Below are 22580 nucleotides of genomic sequence, written 5' to 3' on the forward strand. Positions count from 1 at the left end.
CAGAGGACGTCGATCTCCCCGATTCCCATGTCCAAAAGCAAATACACGGGGACAACCCGCCCGTACGTCTCCATCTTGTCGATCCGGTCGACATCCCTGGCCGAGTCCGAGGTCAGCTCGGCGGCGAGGGAGAGGGAGGCGCCATCGGCGTGACGGCCTTCGGCGTCGGAGGCGAACGCGTCGGCGAAGGAGAGATCGGGCCCGTAACCGCGCTCGGAGGGGGGAGGGGCGAGGTCTCCGTGACATGACCCAGCCCCTCGACGAACCGGACCATGCCCTGAAGAGTCCGCTCCACCGGGCTCAGGAACCAGCAAGGGACGCTTTCCGCAAAGCGGACCGGACATCCGGACGAGCGCAGAAATCCAGTACTTTATCAAATTCCGTACGGCAGCGAGCAAGAACCGGCACACGTGCGCCTTCGTCGTCCGCAAGCTGCACCGCATCCCGGAACCAAGCAATATCTTCCGCCGCCGCCAGGCCTCCGACAGAAACCGGGCCGACCGAGGCCTCCAGAACGAAGAGGATGTCAGAGATCCGCTCCGACGCATACGACATGAGATCGACGGAGTCGAAACGAGAACCGTTTACAGCCGACTGCCACGCCTGCACCCAGAGGTGACCCAGATCAGGCATCCCGAGTTCTTCCGATGCGCGACCTGAGGGTTCCGTGCGGATTCCCTCCGTCAACCCGGCAAAAGAGTGGAACGGGGCAAGATCTCCCATTCCGATATCTGTCAGCGCCGTCAGAGTCGCCTCCGCGGCAGCCACATCTCCAACCCAAGCCCCCAGCACGGGCGCGGCCCGCACCAGGGCAAGGTAGGTCCACCATTGCCGATGCGGTCTGCTCAGCCTCTCCACGAGCTGTCGCCTCTGCCGCATGAACTCCGGATACCGGAACCTCGGCTCGTCCCCGATCATCCAGATACGCTCGACCGTCTCGTCGATGCGCCGCCAGGCCACCGAAGCCGCCCCGAGTCTCAATGGATCGGGCAGAGCCTCTGAACACGTACACACCATGTCGATGGTGCGCGGGCCTGAGATCTCGACATCGAATGTCATCTCTTCGGACATCCGGTCGCTTCCCACGCCGGCGAGCCTGCGCGCACCTTCTTCCCGTATCCCCCCCAGCGTCTGGATGGTCCAGCGCGTGCGCACAAGACCAGTCCCAGCCGGCTCGGCGGGGGGCCAGGATACGACGGGGATTCGAACGTCACTGTAATTGATTTCGCCAGAATCCATCGCCATATCCCGACCGCCCACATGTAACGAGCTAGAGTTTGATGGTTTGCACCAGTTGCATGAAGGGCATAGCGCCAGGCCCGAAGATCACCTCTTCCGGCATCCCTTCTCCGGTGACTCTGGTCGTGATATGCCCTTCCGACACAAGCCGATCATACGTGCACCGACACATTCGGAAGATGGAAACCGCTGCTCCATTCCTTGCTCCCCTGTTCCGGGTCGCACCCCACTGTGCGGCGACACTGAGGTTGGAACCACCTCCGCGGGTGAGTTCATAGGTGAACAGGTTCCCGGGCTGTGCGACACCTCCCCCGCTCGAAGCCTCCTTCGCGGCTTGGCTGCTCAGCCCGTCGGACGCGATGCTGTCGGCGTGTTCCGCAGTCGTGCCGTGCGCGAAGTCGAGTTGCTCACCACAGTTGTGCACCAGCAGCGGCGTGACGCCTGCCAGCACGTAGTAGGCGTGAATTCCCTCGATCGTCAGGTCGTGCGTTCGCTGCCGCTTGTCGAAGTGGCGGTTGGCGGTGACCTCGACCGTGTCACCCGACGGAGTGCGCAGCTGCATGCCGGGGGCGAGATCTCCGGCCTTGACCCACGCTCGCTCGGACTCCACCCAGAACGGGTGCGTGGTCGTGGCGACCAGGGCCTGCCCCTTGCCCGACGGGCTCTTCACCGTGAGGTCGGAGAAGCTCTTGTCGTCCTCGGTCACGATGGTGCCCGCGACCTGGCGGACCGTGGTCTCACCGGTCTTGGAGTCGGTGGTGACGACCTTGTCGCCAAGTGCGACCTTCTCGATCGGCTTCGTGCTGCCGTCAGCAAGCAGCACCTTCGTGCCTGGCAGGAAGCTGTGGCATTCAGGCTCTGACTTCTTGCTCTTCTTGAGCGCGGCCGCAGCCTTCTTTCGGGCCTCGGCCAGCTTCTCCGTGGCCTTGGTCAGCCCGGATCTCGCCTTGCCCAGCGCCTTGCTCGCCTTGAAGTAGCCCTTCGCACCGCCGATGAGGTCCTTGACCAGCCCCACGACACGTTTGACGAGTTTGAGGCCCTTGGCCCACTTCCACGGCACCCCGTACTTGGCCATGATCTTGCCCGCCAGGCCGCCCGCGAAGCTGCCTGCGATGTTGAGCAGGGTTTCGCCGCAGGCTCCGACGTCGCCGCTGGAAATGCAGTCCAGTGCCGCGTCCACGCCCAGAATGTCCCGGGCGATCTTGATCAGCGCCTTGCCGGCCGACTTCATGCGCTGCTTGGCGGAGGACTGTTGCGCCTGCGCCGACGCGACGTTCGAGGAGGCCTCGTCGGCATCCGACTGCGCTTCGTCGACGGCCTTGTTGCCGGTCTCCTTCTTGTAGGTGCCCGCGTAGGCCGAGCAGTAGACCGGGTAGCAGCTCTCCAGTCCGGACGGGTCGGACAGGGTCACCGGGGTGTTGTCGGCGTACGCGTAGCCGTTGATCTGGTTCGGTCTGGTGTAGTCGATGATCGGGTCGACGGAGATGAACTTGCCGATCGCCGAGTCGTATTCGCGGGCCCCCAGATGGGTCAGGTCGGTCGAGGCGTCGATCGTGCCGCCGACATAGCCCTTCTCCCCCGGCCAGGGACCGATCTTCGCCCCGCGCTCCACACCGTAGGGGTCGAAGCGGCGTTGGGAGATCGCGCCGGTCGCGGAGTCGATCGCCAGCTCGCCCGTGCCGTGGTGGTCTGCTGCCGTGAAGGCGAGCTTCGTCGCGGTGCGCACCGCGACGGTCTGTCCGGCGTAGTCGTAGTAGCGGGTGGCTTCCTTCTTGGTGCCGTCGGCCGACAGCTTCAGCTCGGTGCCCGGCAGATAGACGGTTGTGCCGGTCGGATCCTTGCGCACGAGACGGTTGCCCGAAGCGTCGTACAGGTAACTGGTCTTCGAGCCGTTCGCCTCGGTGACCTCGTTGACCTTGCCCTCGTCGGTCCAGGTCAGGGACTGGGCGTTACCGCCGATGGTGCGCTTGGTGGTGTTGCCGGAGTCGTCGTACTCGTACGACGACTGCCTGTCCCCGGTCGGGGTGTTCTCGGTGACCTTGGTGACCTGGTGCGGTCCGTCGCCGAGGGCGCCCGCGCCGCCGTACTCGTAGCTGCGGGTGATGTTGTTCGCCGCGTTGAGACCGGTGTCGTGGTTGGTCTCCGAGGTCCGGTTGCCGATGGCGTCGGTCTCGTACGACTTCCAGTACGGGGCCGGACCGCCCAGCGCGCTCGAACCGGCAGCGGCGTCACAGGCCGTGGGCCCGGTGCCGTCCACCGGCGTGGTGGAGCCGCGGGTCCCGGAGCCGGCCGCGGCCGTCGCGGTGGCCGCCGGGGTCCAGGCGTCCGACAGGCGCTGCCGGCTGTCGTAGGCGAAGCACTGCACGTCCGGCGAAGCGGAGTTCGCCGAGTCCGCGATCGACAGGACGTTGCCCGCCTGGTCGTAGGAGTAGTACGAGTCCTTCGCCGGGGCGGACGCGCCGTAGACGTCCACCACCGAGCGGGTCAGGCGATCGGTGCCCTTCTCGTAGAAGAAGTTCTCCCAGACCTTCTTGCCGCTGCCCGACGACAGTTCGAGCTGCTGAAGCTGGCTGTTCTTGGAGTAGACGGTGTTGGTGACATAGGAGGTGCTGCCCGTCATGGTCATCGGACGCTGGAGGGAGTCGTATGTGTAGGTCACCGCCTCCGCCGGCAGATCGCCTATGGCGGGCAGGCCGGTGGTCCGAACCGTTCCGTCCGAGTTGTACGTGCTGGTGAAGGCGTACGTTCCGGCCAGAGATCCCTGAGAGGCCGGGACTTGGTAGGCGGTCTGAAGCGGACGGTAGAACTCGTCCATCGACTGGACGGCCGTGGCGAAGTACTCCGTCGGCGAGATGTAGCTGAGGAAGCCGTAGGCCTGGCCCAGCCAGCCCGCCTTGTCGTACTTGGTCTCGCTCAGCTTCGTGCCGGTACCGGCGTCGCCCTGCCAGGTCGTGGTGACGCGGCCGAGCTTGTCGTAGACCGTGGAGTTCTTCTTGTTACGACCGTCGTACGCCACGACCGGGCGGTCCAGTTCGTCGTACTCGGTGCGCGAGGTGCCCGAGTCCGGGTCGATCGACTTGGTCTTGCGGCCCAGTTGGTCGTACTCGTAGCGCCACACGTTGTTCTTGGCGTCGGTGACCGTCTCCAGCAGACCGGCCACGTTGTACGTGTACTTCGTCGAGTCGTAGGCCACGCCCACACCCGGCGAAGCGCCTTGGTAGTGGCGGATCTCCGAGACGTTGCCCTGGCCGTCCGACACGGTCGTCGTGGGCTCCCCGCCGACCGGCGGGTCGACATGCGTCAACTCGCCGTCGTACGTGGTTTTCGTGCGCCACTGCTCGGCGCCCGAGAACGCGAAGACCTCGGCGGTCGTCCGGCCCAGGCCGTCGTACTCGAGCAGGCTCTGCGCGCCGACCTGGCCGTTGCTCACGAGCAGCAGCTCGTCCGAGGCGGCGCCGGCCGCGTTGTAGGTGGAGTTGGTCTTCCTGATGTTGCCGGTGGCGTCGTACCAGGTGTCGGCGACCATGCGGGTGCCGTCCACGCCCTCGGTCTGGATCTGGCGGGCCCGCAGCATGCTGTCGTAGAGCTGGTACTCGGCGCCGTAGGAGCCGTCGTTCTCGATCTTCTCGGTCTTGATCGAGGTGACCTTGTCCTTGCGGACGTTGTACGAGTACTTGATGCTCGGCGTCTGGGTCGAGGCCCTGTCCGCCAACCACACCGACGTCAACCGGCCGAGGCCGTCGTAGGCGAGGCTGGTGCGCTCGCCGTTGGGGTCGGTCTGCCCGGTCGACATGCCCCAGGCAGGGGCGTAGTCGGTGGTGGTGTTGTGCCCGAGGACGTTGGTGACGACCGTCTTCGTCAGCAGGCCGTTGGTCTCGGTGTAGACGGTCTTCGTCGCGTCGGACGTCCCGTACTGCTTGGCGTCCTGCTGGGACTTCGGACGGCCGAAGTCGTCGTAGGTCGTGGCACCGGTGATCTGGTACGTCGCCGTGGTGCCGTCGTGCGAGGTCAGCCGCTCGGTCTTGGTCGCGTCACCCTTGGTGGGCGCCGCGCCGAACGCGAGGTTGTCGTACGAGGTGCGCTCGTCCCCCAGGACCTGGGTCTTGCGGTCGGGCGTGGTCGCGCACTTGACCGACACGACCTCGCTGCGGGCGGGCAGCGAAAGGATGTTCTTCGCCGTGTTGTCCGCATAGGTCGTGCGCGTGCAGGTGTCGTCCTTCGTGGTGGAGACGTCGCCCTGGTCGTCGACGGTCAGGGTGCGGCCGGTGCCGTTGGACGTGTCGTACGTCGTCGTGGACTTCGTCTCGCTCCAGCTGCCGTCGGACTTCAGGTTGAAGCCCCGGCCGGTCTGGGTACTCACGATCGCCGCGTGGGTGGTGCCCCAGCTCTGGGTCTGGGTTGCCGTGTAGTACTTCCACGGAATGTCGATCGTCTTGGACACGAGCTTCGCACCGTCGTAGGTGGCCGCCTCCAACTGGTGCCCCGTGAACTCCTCGGAGTCCGTGTAGGAGGCTCCCGTGGAGTCCTTGACCGTCACCGAGCGGGTGGTGCCGTCGGCGTCCTTGTCGCCGTCCATGCCCTGGAGGTACGTGTAGTCGACCCGGGTCTTCTGCACGTCGGAGCTGCCGCTGGTGACCTTGACCTTGCCGTAGCCCTGCCAGCCACCCCAGGTGAGGTACTTGGCGTCGGTGATGCCGTCCGGCTTCGCCTTACGCCAGGCCGCGTCGCCCTGGTAGTCGTAGCGGGTGACCATCGAGTCGCTGCCGCCGGTGCGGTCGGTCTCGATGACCGCCGAGACCACGTACTTGTGGAACCAGTCCGTGATCGGGTCGGTGTACCCGGGCGGCGCCCACTTCACCGGATAGCAGCGCTTCGTCGACTCGCCCGGCTTCGGCAGCGACGCCTTCGCACAGTCGGCCGGCGCGTAGGTCACGTCGAGCTGGGCCCCGGTGTCGCTGAGGACCATCGAGAGGCGGTAGCGGTAGAACGGGGCGATGTTGTCGCCGATCGCGTCGACCCGGTTGGCGAGCTGCTCGCCGAAGAGGTCGACAGATGGCAGCTTCACGGCGGTGCCGACCCGGCCCTCGTGCTCGATCTTCGACAGCCACAGCGTCTTGGAGTCGTCGCCGTTGTCCGTGAACAGGTGCGTGAAACTCCAGGCGTCCACGTCCTGATAGGTCGTGGCGTCCTTGCGCATCTGCGTCACGACCGACGTCAGCCGCTTCGTCGTGAAGAACGTCTGGACGGGCGAGGTGCACTTGGTGGCGGACTTGCACTCCTGGTCGACCGGAACGTCCGGCCAGTAGGCGGCGTTCGCCTTGGTGCGCTTGCTCTCCGCACAGTCGAAGTCCGATGTCACCAGGCAGCGTTCGGCGGTGTTGAAGACGATCCGGGCCGGGGCCTTCGCCGCGTAGACCTTGGTGTCCTGCTGGCCGTAGTCGATGCGCTTCAGGTAGCCGCCGCGGTGGTACGCGGTGCCGTTGACGTCCGTCTTGCCGTTCAGCGCGTAGTAGTTCGTCTCACGGTCGTAGAAGTAGGACATCACGTTGCCGTGGGTGTCCTTGACGTAGTCCAGGCTCCACCGCCACGCCTGCTGGCAGTACGCGCTCGTGAACGTCGCGTTGTAGCACGGCTCACCCGAGTCGTCACCAAAAATCGGCGCCGTCCAGACCGAGTTGGTCTCCTCGTTGCCCGTCGCCCAGCCCGGCAGACGGTTCAGACCGAAGTAGTACTCCGTGCCCTGCGGAGTGGTGATCTTCCAGTGCTCGCCCTTGTCGTCGGTGCTGCCGTCGTCGCCGTTGGTGGCGCCCGTCAGCCGCTCGACCTTCGTACCGTCGTCGGACGACATGTGCCACTTGCCGGTGGTGTCGTCCTTGACCAGCTCACCGGAGCTGCCGTTGAGCATGATCGTGGCGTTCTCGAACGCCCAGCACTGCTCGGCCGAGCTGTCGTGGCCGTCCTCGGAGCACGGCTTGTAACGGCGCTCGATGTAGCCCGGGTCGTAGGAGAAGCCCTCACCGATCCAGGAACCCTGGTTGTTCGTGGCCGAGGTACGGCCGTCCGCCGACTGGGAGGAGTAGCCGAGACCCACCGTGGGGGTCAGACCGCCCGGCGTCGGAACGGAATTCAGCGGATAGTTCCAGCTGAACCCACCGGAGGAAGGTGCGACGCTCCAACTGGACGACGGGGAAAGGGCCGTGGCCTTGTAGGTGCCCTGGGCACTGGAGGGGCCTGCGGCGACCGCGACCAACGACGCCGCGTCGGCCGCCATCGTGGAGACGCCGTCGGCGGGAGCCGGGGCGGCCGTCACGTCGGCCGAGACCGTGCCCGACTTCACGTCGTTCACCGTCGGCAGCGCCTTCGGCTGCTCGGGACACGCCTTGCTGCCCGGAATCGCGACAGCGGCACACGCCGGCAGCTGAACCAGCTGCAAACGGGAGGCGTACGAGCCGCCGAAGCCCTCGGCGAACTCCGAATAGTCCACCGTCAGGCGGACCTTGGCGGCCGCGTCCTCACCGTCGGCACGCTCCACACCCAGGAGGACACCGGCACCGAGCTGCTGGGCACGCTTCGGATCGAGGACGTCGACACGGACCTTGTCCGCAGCCGTCGTCGCCTCGCCCTTCGCGCCGGCCTTCCCGGTGGCCTTGGCCTTCGCCTTGCCGACCTTGACCGGCAGACCGCCGGCCTCGGTCGCGCCGGCCGCGCCGACGGTCACCTCGGCGCCGCCCTGCTTCGGCCACACCGCCTTGTCGAGTCCCTTGACCGCCGCCTTGCGCGCCGGGTCTGAGGGACGGGACTTCGCTTTCGCGTCGGACCCCTTGGCGGGATCACCGTCGTCCTGGACGCCGGGGCGGCTGGTGCGGCCCCGGTCGCCGTCGTCGAGCGCCAATGCCTGAACCGACGAAGCCGACAGCGCGAGCGTAAGCCCGAGCACCGTCGCGACAACCGTCGATCTGGGCATGCGGCGGCTCAGTGAGCGGCCACGGAAAAACATTCGGAGACTTCCTGATCGAAGGAGAGCGTTCTGGAAAGGGAGGGCATGTTGAGCCCCAACAGGCTTTGCACACAGGGGACATGGCGGTTGCGTCACATGGCGGGCGCCGCTGTCGGGCCGGACATCAGCCGGCCGCCCTCGCCGACCGAAGAGGCCTTGGCGTACAGGCCGACCGGCTAAGCGAATTCATGCCCCGCCCGCCGCCTCGACGGCACCCGCGAAGGCAGCCGTTACGCCGTACTCGCCGGATGCGTCATACAAGCCGGACGCGCCATACCTGCCGGACGCTCCGACCAACGAGTGCCGATCGAAGCCGTCGAGCGAGACGCCGAAACGGCGGTAGGACCCGCCGCGCTGGCCTGACACCGTTGCCAGGCGATCCACGACGGCCGCGTCACGCACTCCACCGCCGATGCCGTCCACATCGGTTCCACCGACGCGTCCGGCCACGCACGTCGGCGACACAGAAAAGATCCCGCTCGGGCCTGACGGCGGAAGTGCCGCCGCCGTGACAGCGGCGCCCCCGCGCCATCGCCCCATCCCCACCCCGGACACCAGCAGTCACCGTCCCCGTACAGTCGGCTGATCGCCACAGATCCTTTACCGACCTCTTACGTCTCACCAGACATGCATGTCCGACATGATCACATTCAGATGGTCACAGTTTCATCACAGAAACCCCGCAGGCATCGCCAATTACCCCATCTCGCACACACATGCCCCAATTACCTTCTCCCTTCCGTTCAGTTGAACTTCTTTACTGGTTCGGGGATTCAGGGGTCGCAGGGAACATTCGCCAACATCGCGGCTCCGTAAGGTCCATCAATACCGTGGGGGGTAGACAAGTCATGCCTGGAAAGAGACGTGTCGAGCTGGGGCGCAGGCGGTTCATAAGGGTCGCCGGCGGATCCGTCGCCGGGGTCGCGGTGGTGGGTGGGGGAACCTTCACCGCGCTGGCCACGGGAGTTCTGGACTCCCCCTCGCCGGATCTGCTCGACGGGGTGCCGCGCTCCCTCGTGCTGAGCCTTCCCGACGCCCCGGTCAGCACCCAGCCGCCGGTTCCGGAGCTGCCGGACCAGCTCGGTGACGGTGTCCTCAGCCCGCCGAGTCCGAGCACCCGGATCCCCTACACCGGTGGGACCCCGGACCCCGACGAGGGCTCCGTACCGACGACGCTGCCGTTCGAGTTCAAGACCTCGGGCTACAAGCTCGACACCGAGCTCCCCGAGTACATGCGGCCCTGGCGCGACCGGCCCACCACCTGGTCGAACGTCACGCCCAACACCGAGAACGTGTACCTCGACGCCGAGGGAGCCGTCCAGTACCGGCCCGACCGGAACACGCCGGGCTACGACCAGCCCGTCACCCAGATCCAGTTCGGGCTCGGCTGCATCTCGAGCTACCGCACCGCGACCGACCCCACCCGCAAGGCGCTCTTCCTGGAGCGCGCCAAGGCGCAGGCGAAGCGGCTCATCGACAAGCGGGTGGAGACGCGCGGCGCCTGGTACTTCCCCTACCCCTTCGACTGGTACCACCCCGAGCACAGCGGCGTCACCTACAAGGCGCCCTGGTACTCGGGCATGGCGCAGGGCGAGTCGATCAGCCTCTTCATCCAGCTGACGCAGCTGGACGGGGTCACCGAAGAGGAGAAGGCGCTCTACAGGGCCGCGGCCGACGGCGCGTTCGCCTCGCTGCTGCGCGGGGACAACGCCAAGCCGTGGGTCGTCAACAAGGACAAGAACGGCTACCTGTGGATCCAGGAGTACCCGGGCGCCACGGCCGGCACCGGTGACTACACCTTCAACGGCATGATCTTCGCCACCTTCGGCCTCTGGGACTACTACGTCGCCACCGGCAACGAACTGGCCCTCAAGATGTACGACGGAGCGGTCACCACCATCCGCGACCACTTCACGCGGCTGCGCCAGGCCAAGTGGCTCTCCTACTACTGCAACACGCACCGGGTCCCGACCAAGGGTTACCACCAGCACCACATCAACCTGTTCCGCCAGCTCCACTGGCAGACCGGCAGTCCCACCTTCGCCGCTCAGCAGGACACGCTGATCAACGACTACCCCTACGCCCAGACCAACCTGCCCGCGGGCTCGGTCGCCGCGTTCGCCGCCGGTACGCACACGCTGTACAAGCTGAAGACGCAGGGCGCGCCCCTGTACGGCTGGTCCCCCACCATGAAGGACGCCCAGCTGGCCTCCAAGAAGGTGACCTTCTCCAAGGCCACCCAGGCTCCCGTGGACGTCCGCCGCCGCATCGAGGGACGTGGGATCTACTACCGCATCAGCGCCGGCGCGTACGCGGGCTACTGGGTCGGGGAGTACTACCCGAAGGTGTTCCTGCGCGGGGTGCACCTGCCCACCACCTTCCGTCCGCAGCGCACCGCCACCTTCCCGCCGAACGTCTCGATCACCTGCATCAAGTTCGGCAGCGACGGCAAGACCGGCACCACGAAGACGGTGAAGTTCGCCAAGAGCTCCAAGGCTCCCTTCGACCAGCGGGCCATCGTCAACGGCCGGCCCATGCTGCGGATCACCGCGGGCGGGCTGACCGGGTACTGGGTGCCGAACGGGCCGGTTCTCACCGACGGGTAGTGGACGGGTGGCGCCGGACGGCAGCTGTGCCGTCCGGCGCGTTCACGCGCGGGCCCGGGGCCGGTCGCACCGGCCCCGGGCCCGCGCGTGAACGTCGTCCGCCCGGCCCCCGTATGCTCGCCAACCGAAGCCCCACACCGGAAGGCAGCAGAAGTGAACTACAGGGTCCAGCCCAGCGCGCAGGTCGACGACAGTGCCGAGATCGGCGCCGGGAGCAGCGTCTGGGACCTCGCGCAGATCCGCGAGGGCGCGCGCCTCGGTGAGGGCTGTGTGATCGGCCGTGGCGCGTACGTCGGTTCGGGTGTCCACATGGGCGACAACTGCAAGCTCCAGAACTACGCGCTCGTCTACGAGCCGGCCGAACTCGGCGACGGTGTCTTCATCGGCCCCGCCGTGGTCCTCACCAACGACCACAACCCGCGTTCCGTGGACCCCGACGGCAAGCAGAAGCGGGGCGGCGACTGGGAGGCCGTCGGTGTGAAGATCGCCGACGGGGCGTCCATCGGCGCCCGCGCCGTGTGCGTCGCGCCGATCACCATCGGCCGCTGGGCCATGGTCGCCGCCGGCGCCGTCGTCACCAAGGACGTGCCGGACTTCGGCCTGGTCGTCGGGGTTCCCGCGCGGCAGGTCGGCTGGGTCGGCAAGGCCGGCGTCAAGCTGGTCGCGCGCCCGGGCGAGGCCGACGTGTGGGAGTGCCCGCAGACCGGTGAGCTGTACGACGAGAAGGACGGCGTGCTGGTGGAGCGGGTCGCGGGCTAGCCCCTCCCCTCCCCGACACGTCAGAAAGGGTTCGGCCGCGTCCAGTTGGACGCGGCCGAACCCTTTCTGACGTTCCGGCCGCCTGGTTACCCGGCAAGCGGGTGACCGGGCGGCCCGACAATCCCTGTGGCGACTACGCCTGACCGCCCAGCAGCAGCCGGTCGAACTCGCGGCTCACCACCGACCAGTCCCACATCGTCAGCGCGTGCTTCGCCGCGGGCTCCGTCGCCGCGCGCCAGCTGTCCTCCGTGGCCGTGAGCTTCAGGATCCGCTCCGCGGCCTCCTCCGGCGTCGAGACGACCCAGTCGGTCGGGAAGAGCGTACGCGGCCCGTTCTCCAGCGAGGCGAAGAACGGCCAGTCGCGGACCACGGGGAGCGCACCGCTGACGGTGCCCTCCACCAGGCCGCAGTGGAAGCTCTCACGGACCGAGCTGCTCAGGATGACGCCGACCTCGGTGAGCGCCGCCGGCACGTCGTCCGTCTGGCCCACCAGGTGTACGGCGCCGGCCGCCTCCAGCTCCTCCAGGTCCGCCTGAAGGAGGTCGTCGTAGGCGCGGACGGCCGCGCTCGCCTTACGGGGCAGGCCCTCGCCGATGACGACCAGGCGGTACCGCTCGTCCTTCTCGCGCAGCAGCCGCAGAACCTGCACCGCCCAGCGCGGGTCCTTGGCCACGGCGCTGACGCCGACCAGACCGAGGTTGAATCGGGCGTCCGGGTCGGTCTTCTCCCGGTCGAAGGGCAGCAGATCCATGGCGTTGGGGACGACGTGCGTCGTGGCGGTGTCGGATCCGGCCAGTTGCGGCAGGACCTTCTCCACCACCTCGCGCAGATGGTCGCTGACCAGGATCAGGTCGTCGACCCGCGTGAAGTCCACGAGATGCGGCCAGAACGCGAAAGCCTCGTAGCTGTGCAGCCGTATGACCATGCGCGTGGTGCCGGGGTCGACGGCGGTGAAGATCGCCGCTGCGTTGGTGCACCAGTCGACGAAGACGGTGTCCGCCCAGTCGAGGTGGGGCCGCAGCGCCTCCTCGACCTTGTCGTGGAAGGCCGGCTGACCGCCCAGCGCGTGCTCCATGATCCGCTTGATGCCACGGACCAGCGGCCGCAGCGTGTCGTCCTCGTTGACGTCGAGATAGCGGATCTCGACGTCGGGGTGGTTCTCGTAGCGGTCCCGGATCGCCTTGAGGAAGGCGGCGTTGGCGTATGTCGTGACCAGCAGCCGCAGCGGGCGTCCGGTCGGGGCCGGCGCGGCCGGAAGGGCGCGGCCGCGCGGCGCGGACAGCGCCTTGAACGCGGCGTTCTTACGGAAGACCGCGAGGTAGGCGTCGGGATCGTCGGCCATCGGCGAGGAGACCCCGTCGAAGTGCAGACCCCGGTTGAAGGCGAGGGCGAACGCCGTGGAGAGCTGGTCGGCGGCGGCCGCGAGGTCCTTCTTCTTGAAGCGCTGGTCCGCGAGGTTCAGCGCGGCCCCGATGGCCTTGTTGCGCAGCTTCGGGTTGTCGTGTCCACGAGCCAGGTCTGCGCGGGCGGCGTCCGCGAGCAGGGCGGCGCTGAGCTTGCGGTTGCCGATCCGCTCGGCGGCCTGGTCCAGCACCAGCGTGGCGCCGGTCTTGCGGCCGCCCTTCGCCATGCTGAGGCTCACCCGGCGGGCCAGCTTGGCGCGCATCGCGTCCGGGACGCGCGGCGCGACGACCGCGGTCCGCCAGGCCTTGGCGCCGATCGCGGTGCGCATCACGGCGGGCGACGAGGCCCGTCGCAGCACGGCACCGGCGCTGTGCCGCACCCCGCGCTTGGTGGAGCGCAGGGTGACGGTGGGCGAGGGGACGGTACGGACGGCGTCGCGCAGCACGTACTGCACCGGGCGCTCGGCGCGCGCCTGGAGGGCTCGAAGGCCGGGCGCGACACCGAAGACCGCGTCGGCCCGCCGGTTGCGTTCGGCGAACCGCCAGACGGTGTACACGGCGTTCGCGTCCAGGGCGACCAGGACCTGCGCCCGGCGTGCGTCACGCAGGACCCGACGGTTGCGCTCCGCGCTCGCCCAGGTCCTGCGGGCGGGCGGCAGTTTCGCGACGCGCTTGGCGAAGGCATCGCCCCGCTCGGCGGCCGCTTCGGTCAGCGAGCACACGTCGGCGGCGTCGAGCACGCCGTCCACCGCTTCGCGATCGAAGTAGCCGGCCAGCCGCACCGTCGCTCCCGCGGCCCGGAACTGTTCGACGGCGGCTTTCAGCATCGAGAGCGTCGGCGCCGTACCGGCGACCAGTAGTACGTGGGTCATGCGAGGAGGTCCTCCACCTGTTCTGCGTCCGTGCGGGGGTCGTGCTGTGGACGTCGGTCCGGTGAAGGGACGTTTCCCTGTCCCTTCACCGGACCGACGCCGTGGGTCACAGCCGTCCCGTCACACGGCCTTCCCGTCGCCGGGCAGCAGCCGGCTGTAGATCTGGTCCAGGACCACGGCCTGGGCCTCCCAGGTCCACTTCTCGAGCAGCCCCGGATCGTCGTAGGCGGCCCGGTAGCGCTCCGGGTTGGCGAGGACGGCCTTGACGGCGCGTACGTAGTCGTCGACGTCCTTCGCCTTGAAGATCTCGCCCTGGCCGGTCTTCTCGACCATCTCGGCCATGGTGCGGATGTCGCTGACCACCAGCGGCAGCCGGGCCTGGGAGTACTCGAAGAACTTGTTGCTCAGGGCCAGTTCGTGGTTGGGCAGGTGGTGCAGCGGGCTGACCGCCGCGTTCGCCGTGGACAGGAACTCGGGCACCTGCCAGTGCGGCACGAAGGGCAGGATGTGGGCACGGTCGCCCACGCCCAGCTCCTCGATCAGTTCGATGATCTTCTTCGTGGCGGGGAAGTGCTTGCCCGACGGCGGCAGGGAGACCAGCGCGACGTGCACGTCCGGCATCCGGGTCAGACCCTCGATGATGGTCTCGACGCCACGCACCGGGTTGATACCACCGCAGTAAGCCAGCAGCGGAGTGTCCTCGTCGACGCCGCACAGCTCCCGCAGGTCGGGGACCGGGTCCACGTCGGCCACCTCGTCGGGGGCCGGCTTCATCACCGGGGCGTTCAGGACGACGTAGGGCGTCTCCTTGAGCTTGTGGCCCTTGACCAGCAGCTCGGCGAGCGAGGGCGAGACGGTGATCGCCGCGTCGGCGAAGACCGCGTGCTCCTTCTCCCAGGCCACGTGGCCGGGGATCCAGCGGTCGTGGTGGGAGTGCAGACCGGGCACGAACTCGTGCGCGTCCCAGACCAGCTTGACCGGGTGTCCCGCGGCCCGCAGCCGGACGGCGGACCGGGCGGCCACGCCCAGCATGCGGAAGTCGTGCGCGTGGATCAGGTCGGGCTTGAGCTCGTCGATGTGCGGGCCGAAGGCCAGCTCGAAGTCCCACAGGTACGGCAGCAGCCGACGCCAGGCACGCCGGCCCATGGTGAGCTGCCAGAACTTGATCTGGAGCTTGTCCAGCGGCGTGTCGAACGTGGACCGCTTCCGCTTGGCGCGGTGCGTCAGGCGGGAACGCAGCGACACCCACTTGCTCGTCATCTTCGCGGCGGCCTTGGGTACGACCAGCCGGACAGCCGCACCACTGGCGCTCGGACGGCCGGGGCCGACGGCCTTGGCCGCCGCGGCACGGAACCGGAGGTCCGCGCGCCAGGCCTTCACCTGCTGCTTGCGGTACTTGGCGATCTGGGGCGAGCGGTATGCGAGCGGGCTGCGCCAGCGCAGCCCGTGCCTGTCCTGCCTGCTGGGGCCGAGCGGGCTCGGCTTGGGCACCAGACGGACCTCGGCGTCACCGATGTTCCAGGTCTGGATCTCGGGAGCGGGTGAAATTCCGAAAAGAACGACCTCCCACCCGGCTTCGGCGGCAGATCGAGCCGACTTCTGGACACGCGAGTCATTTCGGACACCGTTGTCGACCAGCATCACAATTCGGCCTCGGGAGGCCGCTCGGGGCCTTCTCTGCCCGTCGGTGCTGTCGAGCTCCATGTATGTGTGCCTTTCCTGAATCTGAAGCTTCTGGCACGTTGCAGGAGCCCGCAAGGATGTTCGGGCTCGCACACCAGTTTCCGTCCAAAAGCGGGCGTCTCGTGCAGTGCACTGGGGCGCTGACGGCACGGCTGCATAACCCGATAACCCGGCCCACCGAAGCATACCGTCCGCCAAGAGCCTCCCAACGGCACGGGCCGCGCCGTTGCAGGGCCGTTGCCTGGCTGTCGCCGGGCCGTCGCCGGGCCGCGACGTCGGTGGCCGACGCGCCCGTATGATCTGGGTTCGGCCGTCCATACGTTTATTCGGTAGGAGCAGCGCACGTGAAGGTCATCAGTGTCGTGGGCGCACGCCCCCAGTTGGTCAAGCTCGCACCCATCGCGGCGGCTTTCTCCGACACCCCCCACGAGCACGTCATCGTGCACACCGGCCAGCACTACGACGCGGATCTCTCCGATGTCTTCTTCTCCGGACTGGGCATCCCGGACCCCGACGTGCACCTCGGTGTCGGCTCCGGCGGCCACGGCGAGCAGACCGGCGCGGTCCTCGCCGCCATGGACAAGGTGCTGGAGTCGGAGAAGCCCGACTGGGTGCTGGTGTACGGCGACACGAACTCGACCGTCGCCGGCGCGCTCTCCGCGGTGAAGCTGCACTACCGCGTCGCCCACCTCGAGGCCGGTCTGCGTTCCTTCAACCGGCGGATGCCCGAGGAGCACAACCGCGTCCTCACCGACCACGCCGCCGACCTGCTGCTCGCGCCGACCGAGGAGGCCATGCGCCACCTCGGGAACGAGGGCCTGGCACACCGCTCGACGCTCGTCGGCGATGTGATGGTCGATGTGTGCCTGCGCATCCGCGACGCCGTGCTCGCCGGCGAGCACCCCCGCCCGTCGCTGCCCGAGGGCATCGACGCCGACGCCCCCTACCTGGTGTCGACGCTGCACCGCCCGGACAACACCGACGACCCCGAGCGGCTCGCCGCCATCATCGGCTCGCTGGCCGCCCTGCCCGTTCCGGTGGCGCTGCTGGCCCACCCGCGCCTCGTGGCCCGTGCCGAGCAGCACGGCATCGACCTGAACCAGGGCGCGGTGCGTGTCGGCCGTCCCCTTCCTTACGCCGGCCTCGTGGGCGCCGTTCTCGGCTCCGCGGGTGTGGTCACCGATTCGGGTGGTCTTCAGAAGGAAGCCTTCCTGCTGGGCCGCGCCTGCACCACGGTGCGCCCGGAGACCGAGTGGGTCGAGACCCTTGAGGACGGCTGGAACCACCTCGTGCCGGACCCGCACGAGACCCCCGACTTCACCGAACTCGCCGTCCGCCCGGCGCCCGAGACTCCGCGCGGTACGCCGTACGGTGACGGGAACGCCGCCGTGCGCGCGGTCCAGGCCATCGTCGAGGCCTGATCCGACCGCCGTTCTCGTCACCGTTCCATCAGTCTCTCGGAGCACCCCTTGCGAAACGTGATCAAGCGCCCCAGGACGACGGGCCCACGACCCGACGGAGTCCGTCCGCACATGATCTACCTGGCCATCGGCTTCCCGCCGGCGGCCAAGAGCTGTGCGTACCGGATGCGTGAGACGGCGAACAAGTTCGTCGAACTCGGCTGGGACGTGACCGTGCTCACCATCGCGGAGGAGTCCTGGGAGCGTGAGTACGGTCTCGACCACACGCTCTCCGACCCGGTGGACCCCCGGGTGCGCATCGTCGAACTCCCGCTGGCCCGCGAGGACCTGGAGACCGACATCCGGCTGTTCACCGAGGACCGGGCACTGAACCCGATCCGCTGGATGCAGCGGGAGCGGGACCGGCACCTGGAGCACTTCCCCGAGCCGGTGTTCGGCGGCTGGCGGTCGGCCCTGGAGCAGGGCGTCGTCGACATCCACCGCGAGTTCCCGGCCGACCTGCTGCTGGCGAGCTGCGCGCCCTACGTCAACCTGGCCGCCGCCTGGAAGCTGTGGGAGACCCACAAGGTCCCCTACGCGATCGACTTCCGTGACGGCTGGTCGGTCGACGTCATCGGCGGCGGCGAGGCGTTCACCCGTGACTCCGAGGCGAGTGAATGGGAGGAGCGGGTTCTGTCGGACGCCGTCGCGATCTGGTGCGTCAACGATCCGATCGCGGACTTCTACCGCGAGCGCTACCCCCGGCTCGCCGAGCGGGTGCACGTCGTACGCAACGGGTTCGACCCGGACAGCGTCCCGGAGGTGCACGGCCAGCCGGACCCGGAGAAGGGTCTGACCTTCGGTTACCTGGGTTCGGTGAACTTCAAGCCGGCATTCCTGGCCACCGTCCTGGACGGCTGGCGGGCGGCCCGGGAGCGCGACCCGCTGGTCGCCCGATCCCGGTTCGAGATCCGCGGGCACATCGGCGCGGGCGCCAGCCGCGAGGCCAACGCCCACATGACGCTCATCCGGCAGGCCGAGTCCGACGGTGTGCTCTTCGGCGGCCCCGTGCCCAAGGCGGAGGTCGGACCGACCTACGGCCGCTGGGACGCGCTGGTCCTGATGCTCGTCGGCGGCCGCTTCGTCACCTCGGGGAAGGTGTACGAGTTCATGGCCTCCGGGCTGCCGGTGGTCTCCGCCCACGAGGTGGACCACGACGCCTCCGCGGTTCTGGCCGGCCACCCGCTGTGGACCGGGGCGTGCGGCCTCGACGCGGAGGGCATCGCGGACTCGTTCGTCAAGGCGGCCCGGATGGCCGTGGAGACGACTCCCGAACAGCGTGCCGACGCGCGCGCACACGCCGCCCGGTTCACGCGAGGCCTGCTGATGGCCCCCGCGGCCGAGCAGCTGAGCGAGGCCGTCCGCCCGGCGCTCGCGGGGAGCCCGCAGGCATGACGAACGGCAAACGGGGGGTTCTGCGACTACCCGGAGCGGTGGCCCGCAGCGCCCTGCATCCAAGGGTGCTGCGGACCGGAGCGGGCGCGCGGGCCTGGCGGATCGTGGTGTCGGCTCCGGGTCTGTCCGACTCGCTGCGCTTCCGTATCGCCCAGCGCGTACGGGACAGCCTGGACAAGGCCAACCGGCCCGAGGGCGCGGTCCTCACACTGAGTTCGGCCGCCCGCCGCACGAGCAGCGCGCGGCACCGGGCCGACCTGCTCGGCGACGCCGCCCGTCTCGAGCTGGCACGCGGACGGTCCCCACGCGCTCTGACCGCCGCCCTCACCACCGAACTCTCCTACGCGGACGCCCAGTTGGCCGCAGGCGAGGCAACTGTGGCCGCCGCTTCCGTGATCCGGGCACTACGGCTCGCGTTCCACCGGGTGCTGCACTTCGACCGGACCACCTCCCCCCTCGCCCAGGACCCCGGCGCCTACCTGACGCCGGTGCACGCCAGCACGGCCGTCCGGGCACTCGCCGAGGGAGCCGGCCGGTCCGCCGAGCCGGCCGACCCGCCGGCCGATCGGCCGCTGCGCCTGCTGTTCGTCACCCGGGGCAACGCGAACTTCCTCCGCCAGATCCATGACCATTACCTGGCCCACCCCAAGGTGGAGGTGCGGTCCCTGGACCTGGCGGACGAGCCGGCGCTCGACGAGCTGGCCAACTCCCTCACCCGGATGGCCGCCCACCGCCTCGGTGACGACTCCGAGTTCGGCCGGCAGGCCGAGGAACTCCTGCGTCCCCACCTGGACTGGGCGGACACCGTCTTCGTCGACTGGTGTGTCGGACCGGCCGCGCTGCTGACCTCGGTGGATCCCGGCACCACACGGATCGTCGTGCGGCTGCACAGCGCCGAGACCTTCAGCCTCTGGCCGTTCCTGGTCGACTTCTCCCGCGTCGACGACCTGGTGTTCGTCGGCGCCCATCTGCGGGATCTGACGGTCGCGGTGGTGCCCCAGCTGGCGCCCACGGGGCAGCAGCGAGTACCCCGGCTGCACGTCATCGCCAACGCCATGGACCTGGCGGGCCAGGTGCGCCACAAGGCCGACGACGCCCGCTTCACCCTCGGGGTGACGGGAATCTCGTCGGTGGCCAAGGATCCCCGCTGGGCGATCGAGGTCCTGCGGATTCTGCGCGCCGAGGATTCGCGGTACCGGCTTCTGCTGATCGGTGAGGACGTCGACGCGAAGCTCAGTGCCGCGGCGCGCGCCTACGCCCGGCTCTACCGGGGCGACCTGGCGGAGCTGGAGCCCTCGGGTGCCGTCCGCAGGCTGGGTCAGCTGGACGACATCCCCGCCGCACTGACCGACGTCGGTGTCATTCTCAGCTCCTCGGTGCGGGAGAGCTTCCACTGCGGGTTCGTCGAGGGCGCCGCGAGCGGGGCCGTGCCGGTGGGCCGCGACTGGCCGTTCTTCGCGGGCAAGGCCAACGGCGCCCGCACGCTGTTCCCCGCCGACTGGGTCGTCGCCTCGCCGGAGGAGGCCGCCGAGCGGATCCTCAAGGTCACCGCGACACCCGAGAGCTGGCGCAAGGCCGGAGAGGCGGCGTCCGCGCATGCGATGGCAGCATGGGACTGGACGGTCGTCCGTGAGGAGTTCGACCGCCTTCTGCTTCCCTGACAAGGACCTCCATTGACCTCCATACCCGGGCCCGGTCGCGACCGGCTTCCGTCGCTGACCGGGCTCCGCTTCTGGGCGGCTCTGCTCGTCGTTCTGTACCACCTGTCCCGCCAGGTCGGCACCGTCCCGTACCTCAGCGAGACGGTCTGGTACGGCCGTAGTGGTGTGACGTTCTTCTTCGTCCTGTCGGGCGTCGTCCTCGCCTGGACGTACGACGGCGTCCGGATCCCCACCAAGGTCTTCCTGTGGCGGCGCTTCGCCCGCATCTGGCCACTGCTGGCCGTCAGCGTCGGGCTGTCCGTCGCCGTATGGGCCGTCATGGGCCATGCCGTACGGCTCGATGCGGTGGCCGCGACGCTGCTGGTGGTGCACGCCTGGTTCCCGCAGCCGGTGATGTTCACCGGGGGCAACCCGGCAGCCTGGTCACTCAGTGACGAGGCCTTCTTCTATCTGATCTTCCCCGCGCTGCTGGCTCTGCTCGCGGGCCGCCGCGCCCGGGTCTGGGTCTGGACGGCCGTCGCCGTCACCTGTGTCGCCCTCGTGCTGTGGCCCGCCCTGTCGGGCCTCTCGCCCACCACCCGCAGCTGGGCGCTGGACTACCTGCCGCTGACCCGCGCCCTACAGTTCGTGCTGGGTGTGGTCGCCGGTCTGGCGCTCAAGCGCGGCTGGCGGCCCCCCGTGCCCCTGTGGGCGGCCGTGGGACTCGTCGTCGGCTGGCACCTGGCCCTGATCCCGTGGTCGCACGCCGTCCCGGACGCCCTCTGGTACAGCCCCTACACCGCCTCGCAGTGGCTCTCGGCCCCGATCTTCGCGGCCCTGATCTGCGCGGCCGCCCGTGCCGACCTGGACGGCAGGCGCACCGGGCTCGGCGGGACCTGGATGATCAGGCTGGGACACTGGTCGTTCGCCTGGTACCTCATCCACGAGATCGTGATCCGCGCGGCCGTCTTCCACTGGGGCAAGCCCGCCCCGGGTGCCGAAACGCTTCTGTTCTGGGCGGGTGTGCTGGTCGTCAGCCTGGCTGCCGCGGGCACGGCCTACCACTGGGTGGAGCACCCGGCCGAACGGTGGCTGCGCCGCGCCGGACCGTCCGTGCAGCACTCCGGCCGACCCGACCCCCGGCCGACCGTGGGCGCACAGTAGTCGACGCGGAAGAACGGCTCGGGCCCTTCCTCGTCCGTACGAGGAAGGGCCCGAGCCGTCTGTTACGCGGGTGTCGCTCAGCCGCCGATGACGACGCGGCGGACGCCCTTCCAGGCCTCCGGGTCCGTCGTACGGCGACCGTCGACCAGGACGGTGACGTCCGGCAGGTCGGCCGGGGTCAGCGTGCGGTACTCGGCGTGGTCGGCCTGGAGGATCGCCGCGGTGACCTTCTCGCCCGCGTGCGGGGTGAGACCGTGGGCGGCGAGCTCCTCGTCCGTGTACATCGGGTCCGAGACGAACGGCACCGCGCCCCGCGCCTTGAGGGCCTCGACGGTCGGGAAGACGCCGGAGAAGGCGGTCTCCTTCACGCCACCGCGGTAGGCGGCGCCCAGCACCAGCACGTTCACACCGGTCAGGTCGCCATAGGCGGCGGCCAGCAGGTCGACGGCGTACTCGGGCATCGCGGCGTTCGCCTCACGGGCGGAGCGCACTACGGTCGCGGCCGGGTCGTTCCACAGGTACATCCGCGGGTAGATCGGGATGCAGTGACCGCCGACGGCGATGCCCGGCTGGTGGATGTGGCTGTAGGGCTGCGAGTTGCAGGCCTCGATGACCTTCTTGACGTCGATGCCGTTGCTGTCGGCGAAGCGCGCGAACTGGTTCGCCAGGCCGATGTTGACGTCCCGGTAGGTCGTCTCGGCGAGCTTGGCCAGCTCGGAGGCCTCGGCGGTGCCCAGGTCCCACACGCCGTTCGGCTGGGGCAGGTCGTCGCGGACGTCGAAGTCGAGGACCGCCTCGTAGAACTCGACTCCACGGGCGGCGGACGCCTCGTCGACGCCGCCGACCAGCTTGGGGTAGCGGCGCAGGTCGGAGAAGACGCGGCCGGTGAGGACGCGCTCCGGGGAGAACACCAGGTGGAAGTCCTCGCCCGCGGTCAGACCCGAGCCCTCGGCCAGCATCGGCGCCCAGCGGGTGCGGGTGGTGCCGACCGGCAGCGTGGTCTCGTAGCTGACGAGCGTGCCGGGCTTGAGGCCCTGGGCGATCGCCTTCGTCGCGGAGTCCATCCAGCCGAAGTCCGGGGTGCCCTCGGCGTCCACGAACAGCGGGACGACCACGACCACGGCCTCGGACTCGGCGACGGCGGACGCGGTGTCCGTGGTCGCGCTCAGCAGCCCGGCGTCGACGGCCTGCTTCAGCTTGACGTCGAGGTCGTGCTCGCCGGGGAACGGCTCGATGCCGGCGTTGACCAGCTCGACGACCTTCTCGTTGACGTCCGCGCCGATGACCCGGTGGCCCTTGGAGGCGAACTGCACGGCCAGCGGGAGGCCAATCTTGCCGAGTGCTACTACACAGATGTTCATG

12 protein-coding genes are annotated in these 22580 nt (G+C 68.9%); 6 read left to right on the top strand and 6 right to left on the bottom strand.

Annotated features, from left to right (window positions below):
* Positions 1-300: 300 nt before the first annotated feature.
* The 3 genes from G9272_RS16115 to G9272_RS16125 form a co-directional block, all read right to left on the bottom strand.
* A complete protein-coding gene (locus tag G9272_RS16115) occupies positions 301-1155 on the bottom strand; it encodes a hypothetical protein (RefSeq protein WP_171397221.1) in 855 nt (284 codons plus the stop codon).
* A 115-nt stretch (positions 1156-1270) separates the two neighbouring features.
* Positions 1271-8203: a polymorphic toxin-type HINT domain-containing protein gene (locus G9272_RS16120; RefSeq protein WP_253267828.1), complete on the bottom strand. Its 6933-nt coding sequence runs from the start codon at positions 8201-8203 to the stop codon at positions 1271-1273.
* A 219-nt stretch (positions 8204-8422) separates the two neighbouring features.
* Positions 8423-8659, bottom strand: coding sequence for a hypothetical protein (locus G9272_RS16125; protein WP_171397222.1), 237 nt, complete (start codon positions 8657-8659; stop codon positions 8423-8425).
* Between the two features lie 425 nt (positions 8660-9084).
* On the opposite strand from G9272_RS16125, the gene G9272_RS16130 reads away from it, so the two are divergent.
* Both G9272_RS16130 and G9272_RS16135 read left to right on the top strand, forming a co-directional pair.
* Positions 9085-10842, top strand: a complete 1758-nt coding sequence (locus tag G9272_RS16130; RefSeq protein WP_171397223.1) for a D-glucuronyl C5-epimerase family protein — start codon at positions 9085-9087, stop codon at positions 10840-10842.
* A 153-nt stretch (positions 10843-10995) separates the two neighbouring features.
* Positions 10996-11601: an acyltransferase gene (locus tag G9272_RS16135; protein ID WP_171397224.1), complete on the top strand. Its 606-nt coding sequence runs from the start codon at positions 10996-10998 to the stop codon at positions 11599-11601.
* Between the two features lie 133 nt (positions 11602-11734).
* On the opposite strand, the gene G9272_RS16140 is transcribed toward G9272_RS16135, so the two are convergent.
* Positions 11735-13876: a glycosyltransferase gene (locus G9272_RS16140; protein ID WP_171397225.1), complete on the bottom strand. Its 2142-nt coding sequence runs from the start codon at positions 13874-13876 to the stop codon at positions 11735-11737.
* 120 nt (positions 13877-13996) lie between these two features.
* On the bottom strand, positions 13997-15367 hold the full coding sequence (locus G9272_RS16145; protein ID WP_367398552.1) for a glycosyltransferase family 4 protein: 1371 nt from the start codon (positions 15365-15367) through the stop codon (positions 13997-13999).
* A 536-nt stretch (positions 15368-15903) separates the two neighbouring features.
* On the opposite strand from G9272_RS16145, the gene wecB reads away from it, so the two are divergent.
* The 4 genes from wecB to G9272_RS16165 all read left to right on the top strand — a co-directional run bounded on the left by wecB (position 15904) and on the right by G9272_RS16165 (position 21218).
* Positions 15904-16980, top strand: a complete 1077-nt coding sequence (gene wecB / locus G9272_RS16150) for a non-hydrolyzing UDP-N-acetylglucosamine 2-epimerase (RefSeq protein WP_171397227.1) — start codon at positions 15904-15906, stop codon at positions 16978-16980.
* Positions 16981-17091: 111 nt separating this feature from the next.
* On the top strand, positions 17092-18414 hold the full coding sequence (locus G9272_RS16155; RefSeq protein WP_171397228.1) for a glycosyltransferase: 1323 nt from the start codon (positions 17092-17094) through the stop codon (positions 18412-18414).
* Positions 18411-20075 carry a glycosyltransferase gene (locus G9272_RS16160; RefSeq protein ID WP_171397229.1) on the top strand — a complete coding sequence of 555 codons (1665 nt, stop codon included), beginning with the start codon at positions 18411-18413 and terminating at the stop codon, positions 20073-20075. Before G9272_RS16155 ends, G9272_RS16160 begins: the two co-directional genes overlap by 4 nt.
* A gap of 12 nt (positions 20076-20087) precedes the next feature.
* On the top strand, positions 20088-21218 hold the full coding sequence (locus tag G9272_RS16165) for an acyltransferase family protein (protein ID WP_171397230.1): 1131 nt from the start codon (positions 20088-20090) through the stop codon (positions 21216-21218).
* A 77-nt stretch (positions 21219-21295) separates the two neighbouring features.
* On the opposite strand, the gene G9272_RS16170 is transcribed toward G9272_RS16165, so the two are convergent.
* Positions 21296-22579 (bottom strand): nucleotide sugar dehydrogenase, encoded by a 1284-nt coding sequence (locus G9272_RS16170; RefSeq protein ID WP_171397231.1) that lies wholly within the window; start codon positions 22577-22579, stop codon positions 21296-21298.
* Between the last annotated feature and the right edge of the window lies 1 nt (position 22580).

The organism is Streptomyces asoensis, assembly GCF_013085465.1.
GTDB lineage: Bacteria > Actinomycetota > Actinomycetes > Streptomycetales > Streptomycetaceae > Streptomyces > Streptomyces cacaoi_A.

Coding starts and splice junctions, on each gene's coding strand:
- G9272_RS16130 (WP_171397223.1), top strand. CDS start 9,085: ATGCCTGGAAAGAGACGTGTCGAGCTGGGGCGCAGGCGGTTCATAAGG.
- G9272_RS16155 (WP_171397228.1), top strand. CDS start 17,092: ATGATCTACCTGGCCATCGGCTTCCCGCCGGCGGCCAAGAGCTGTGCG.
- G9272_RS16170 (WP_171397231.1), bottom strand. CDS start 22,579: ATGAACATCTGTGTAGTAGCACTCGGCAAGATTGGCCTCCCGCTGGCC.
- G9272_RS16160 (WP_171397229.1), top strand. CDS start 18,411: ATGACGAACGGCAAACGGGGGGTTCTGCGACTACCCGGAGCGGTGGCC.
- G9272_RS16120 (WP_253267828.1), bottom strand. CDS start 8,203: ATGCCCAGATCGACGGTTGTCGCGACGGTGCTCGGGCTTACGCTCGCG.
- G9272_RS16140 (WP_171397225.1), bottom strand. CDS start 13,876: ATGACCCACGTACTACTGGTCGCCGGTACGGCGCCGACGCTCTCGATG.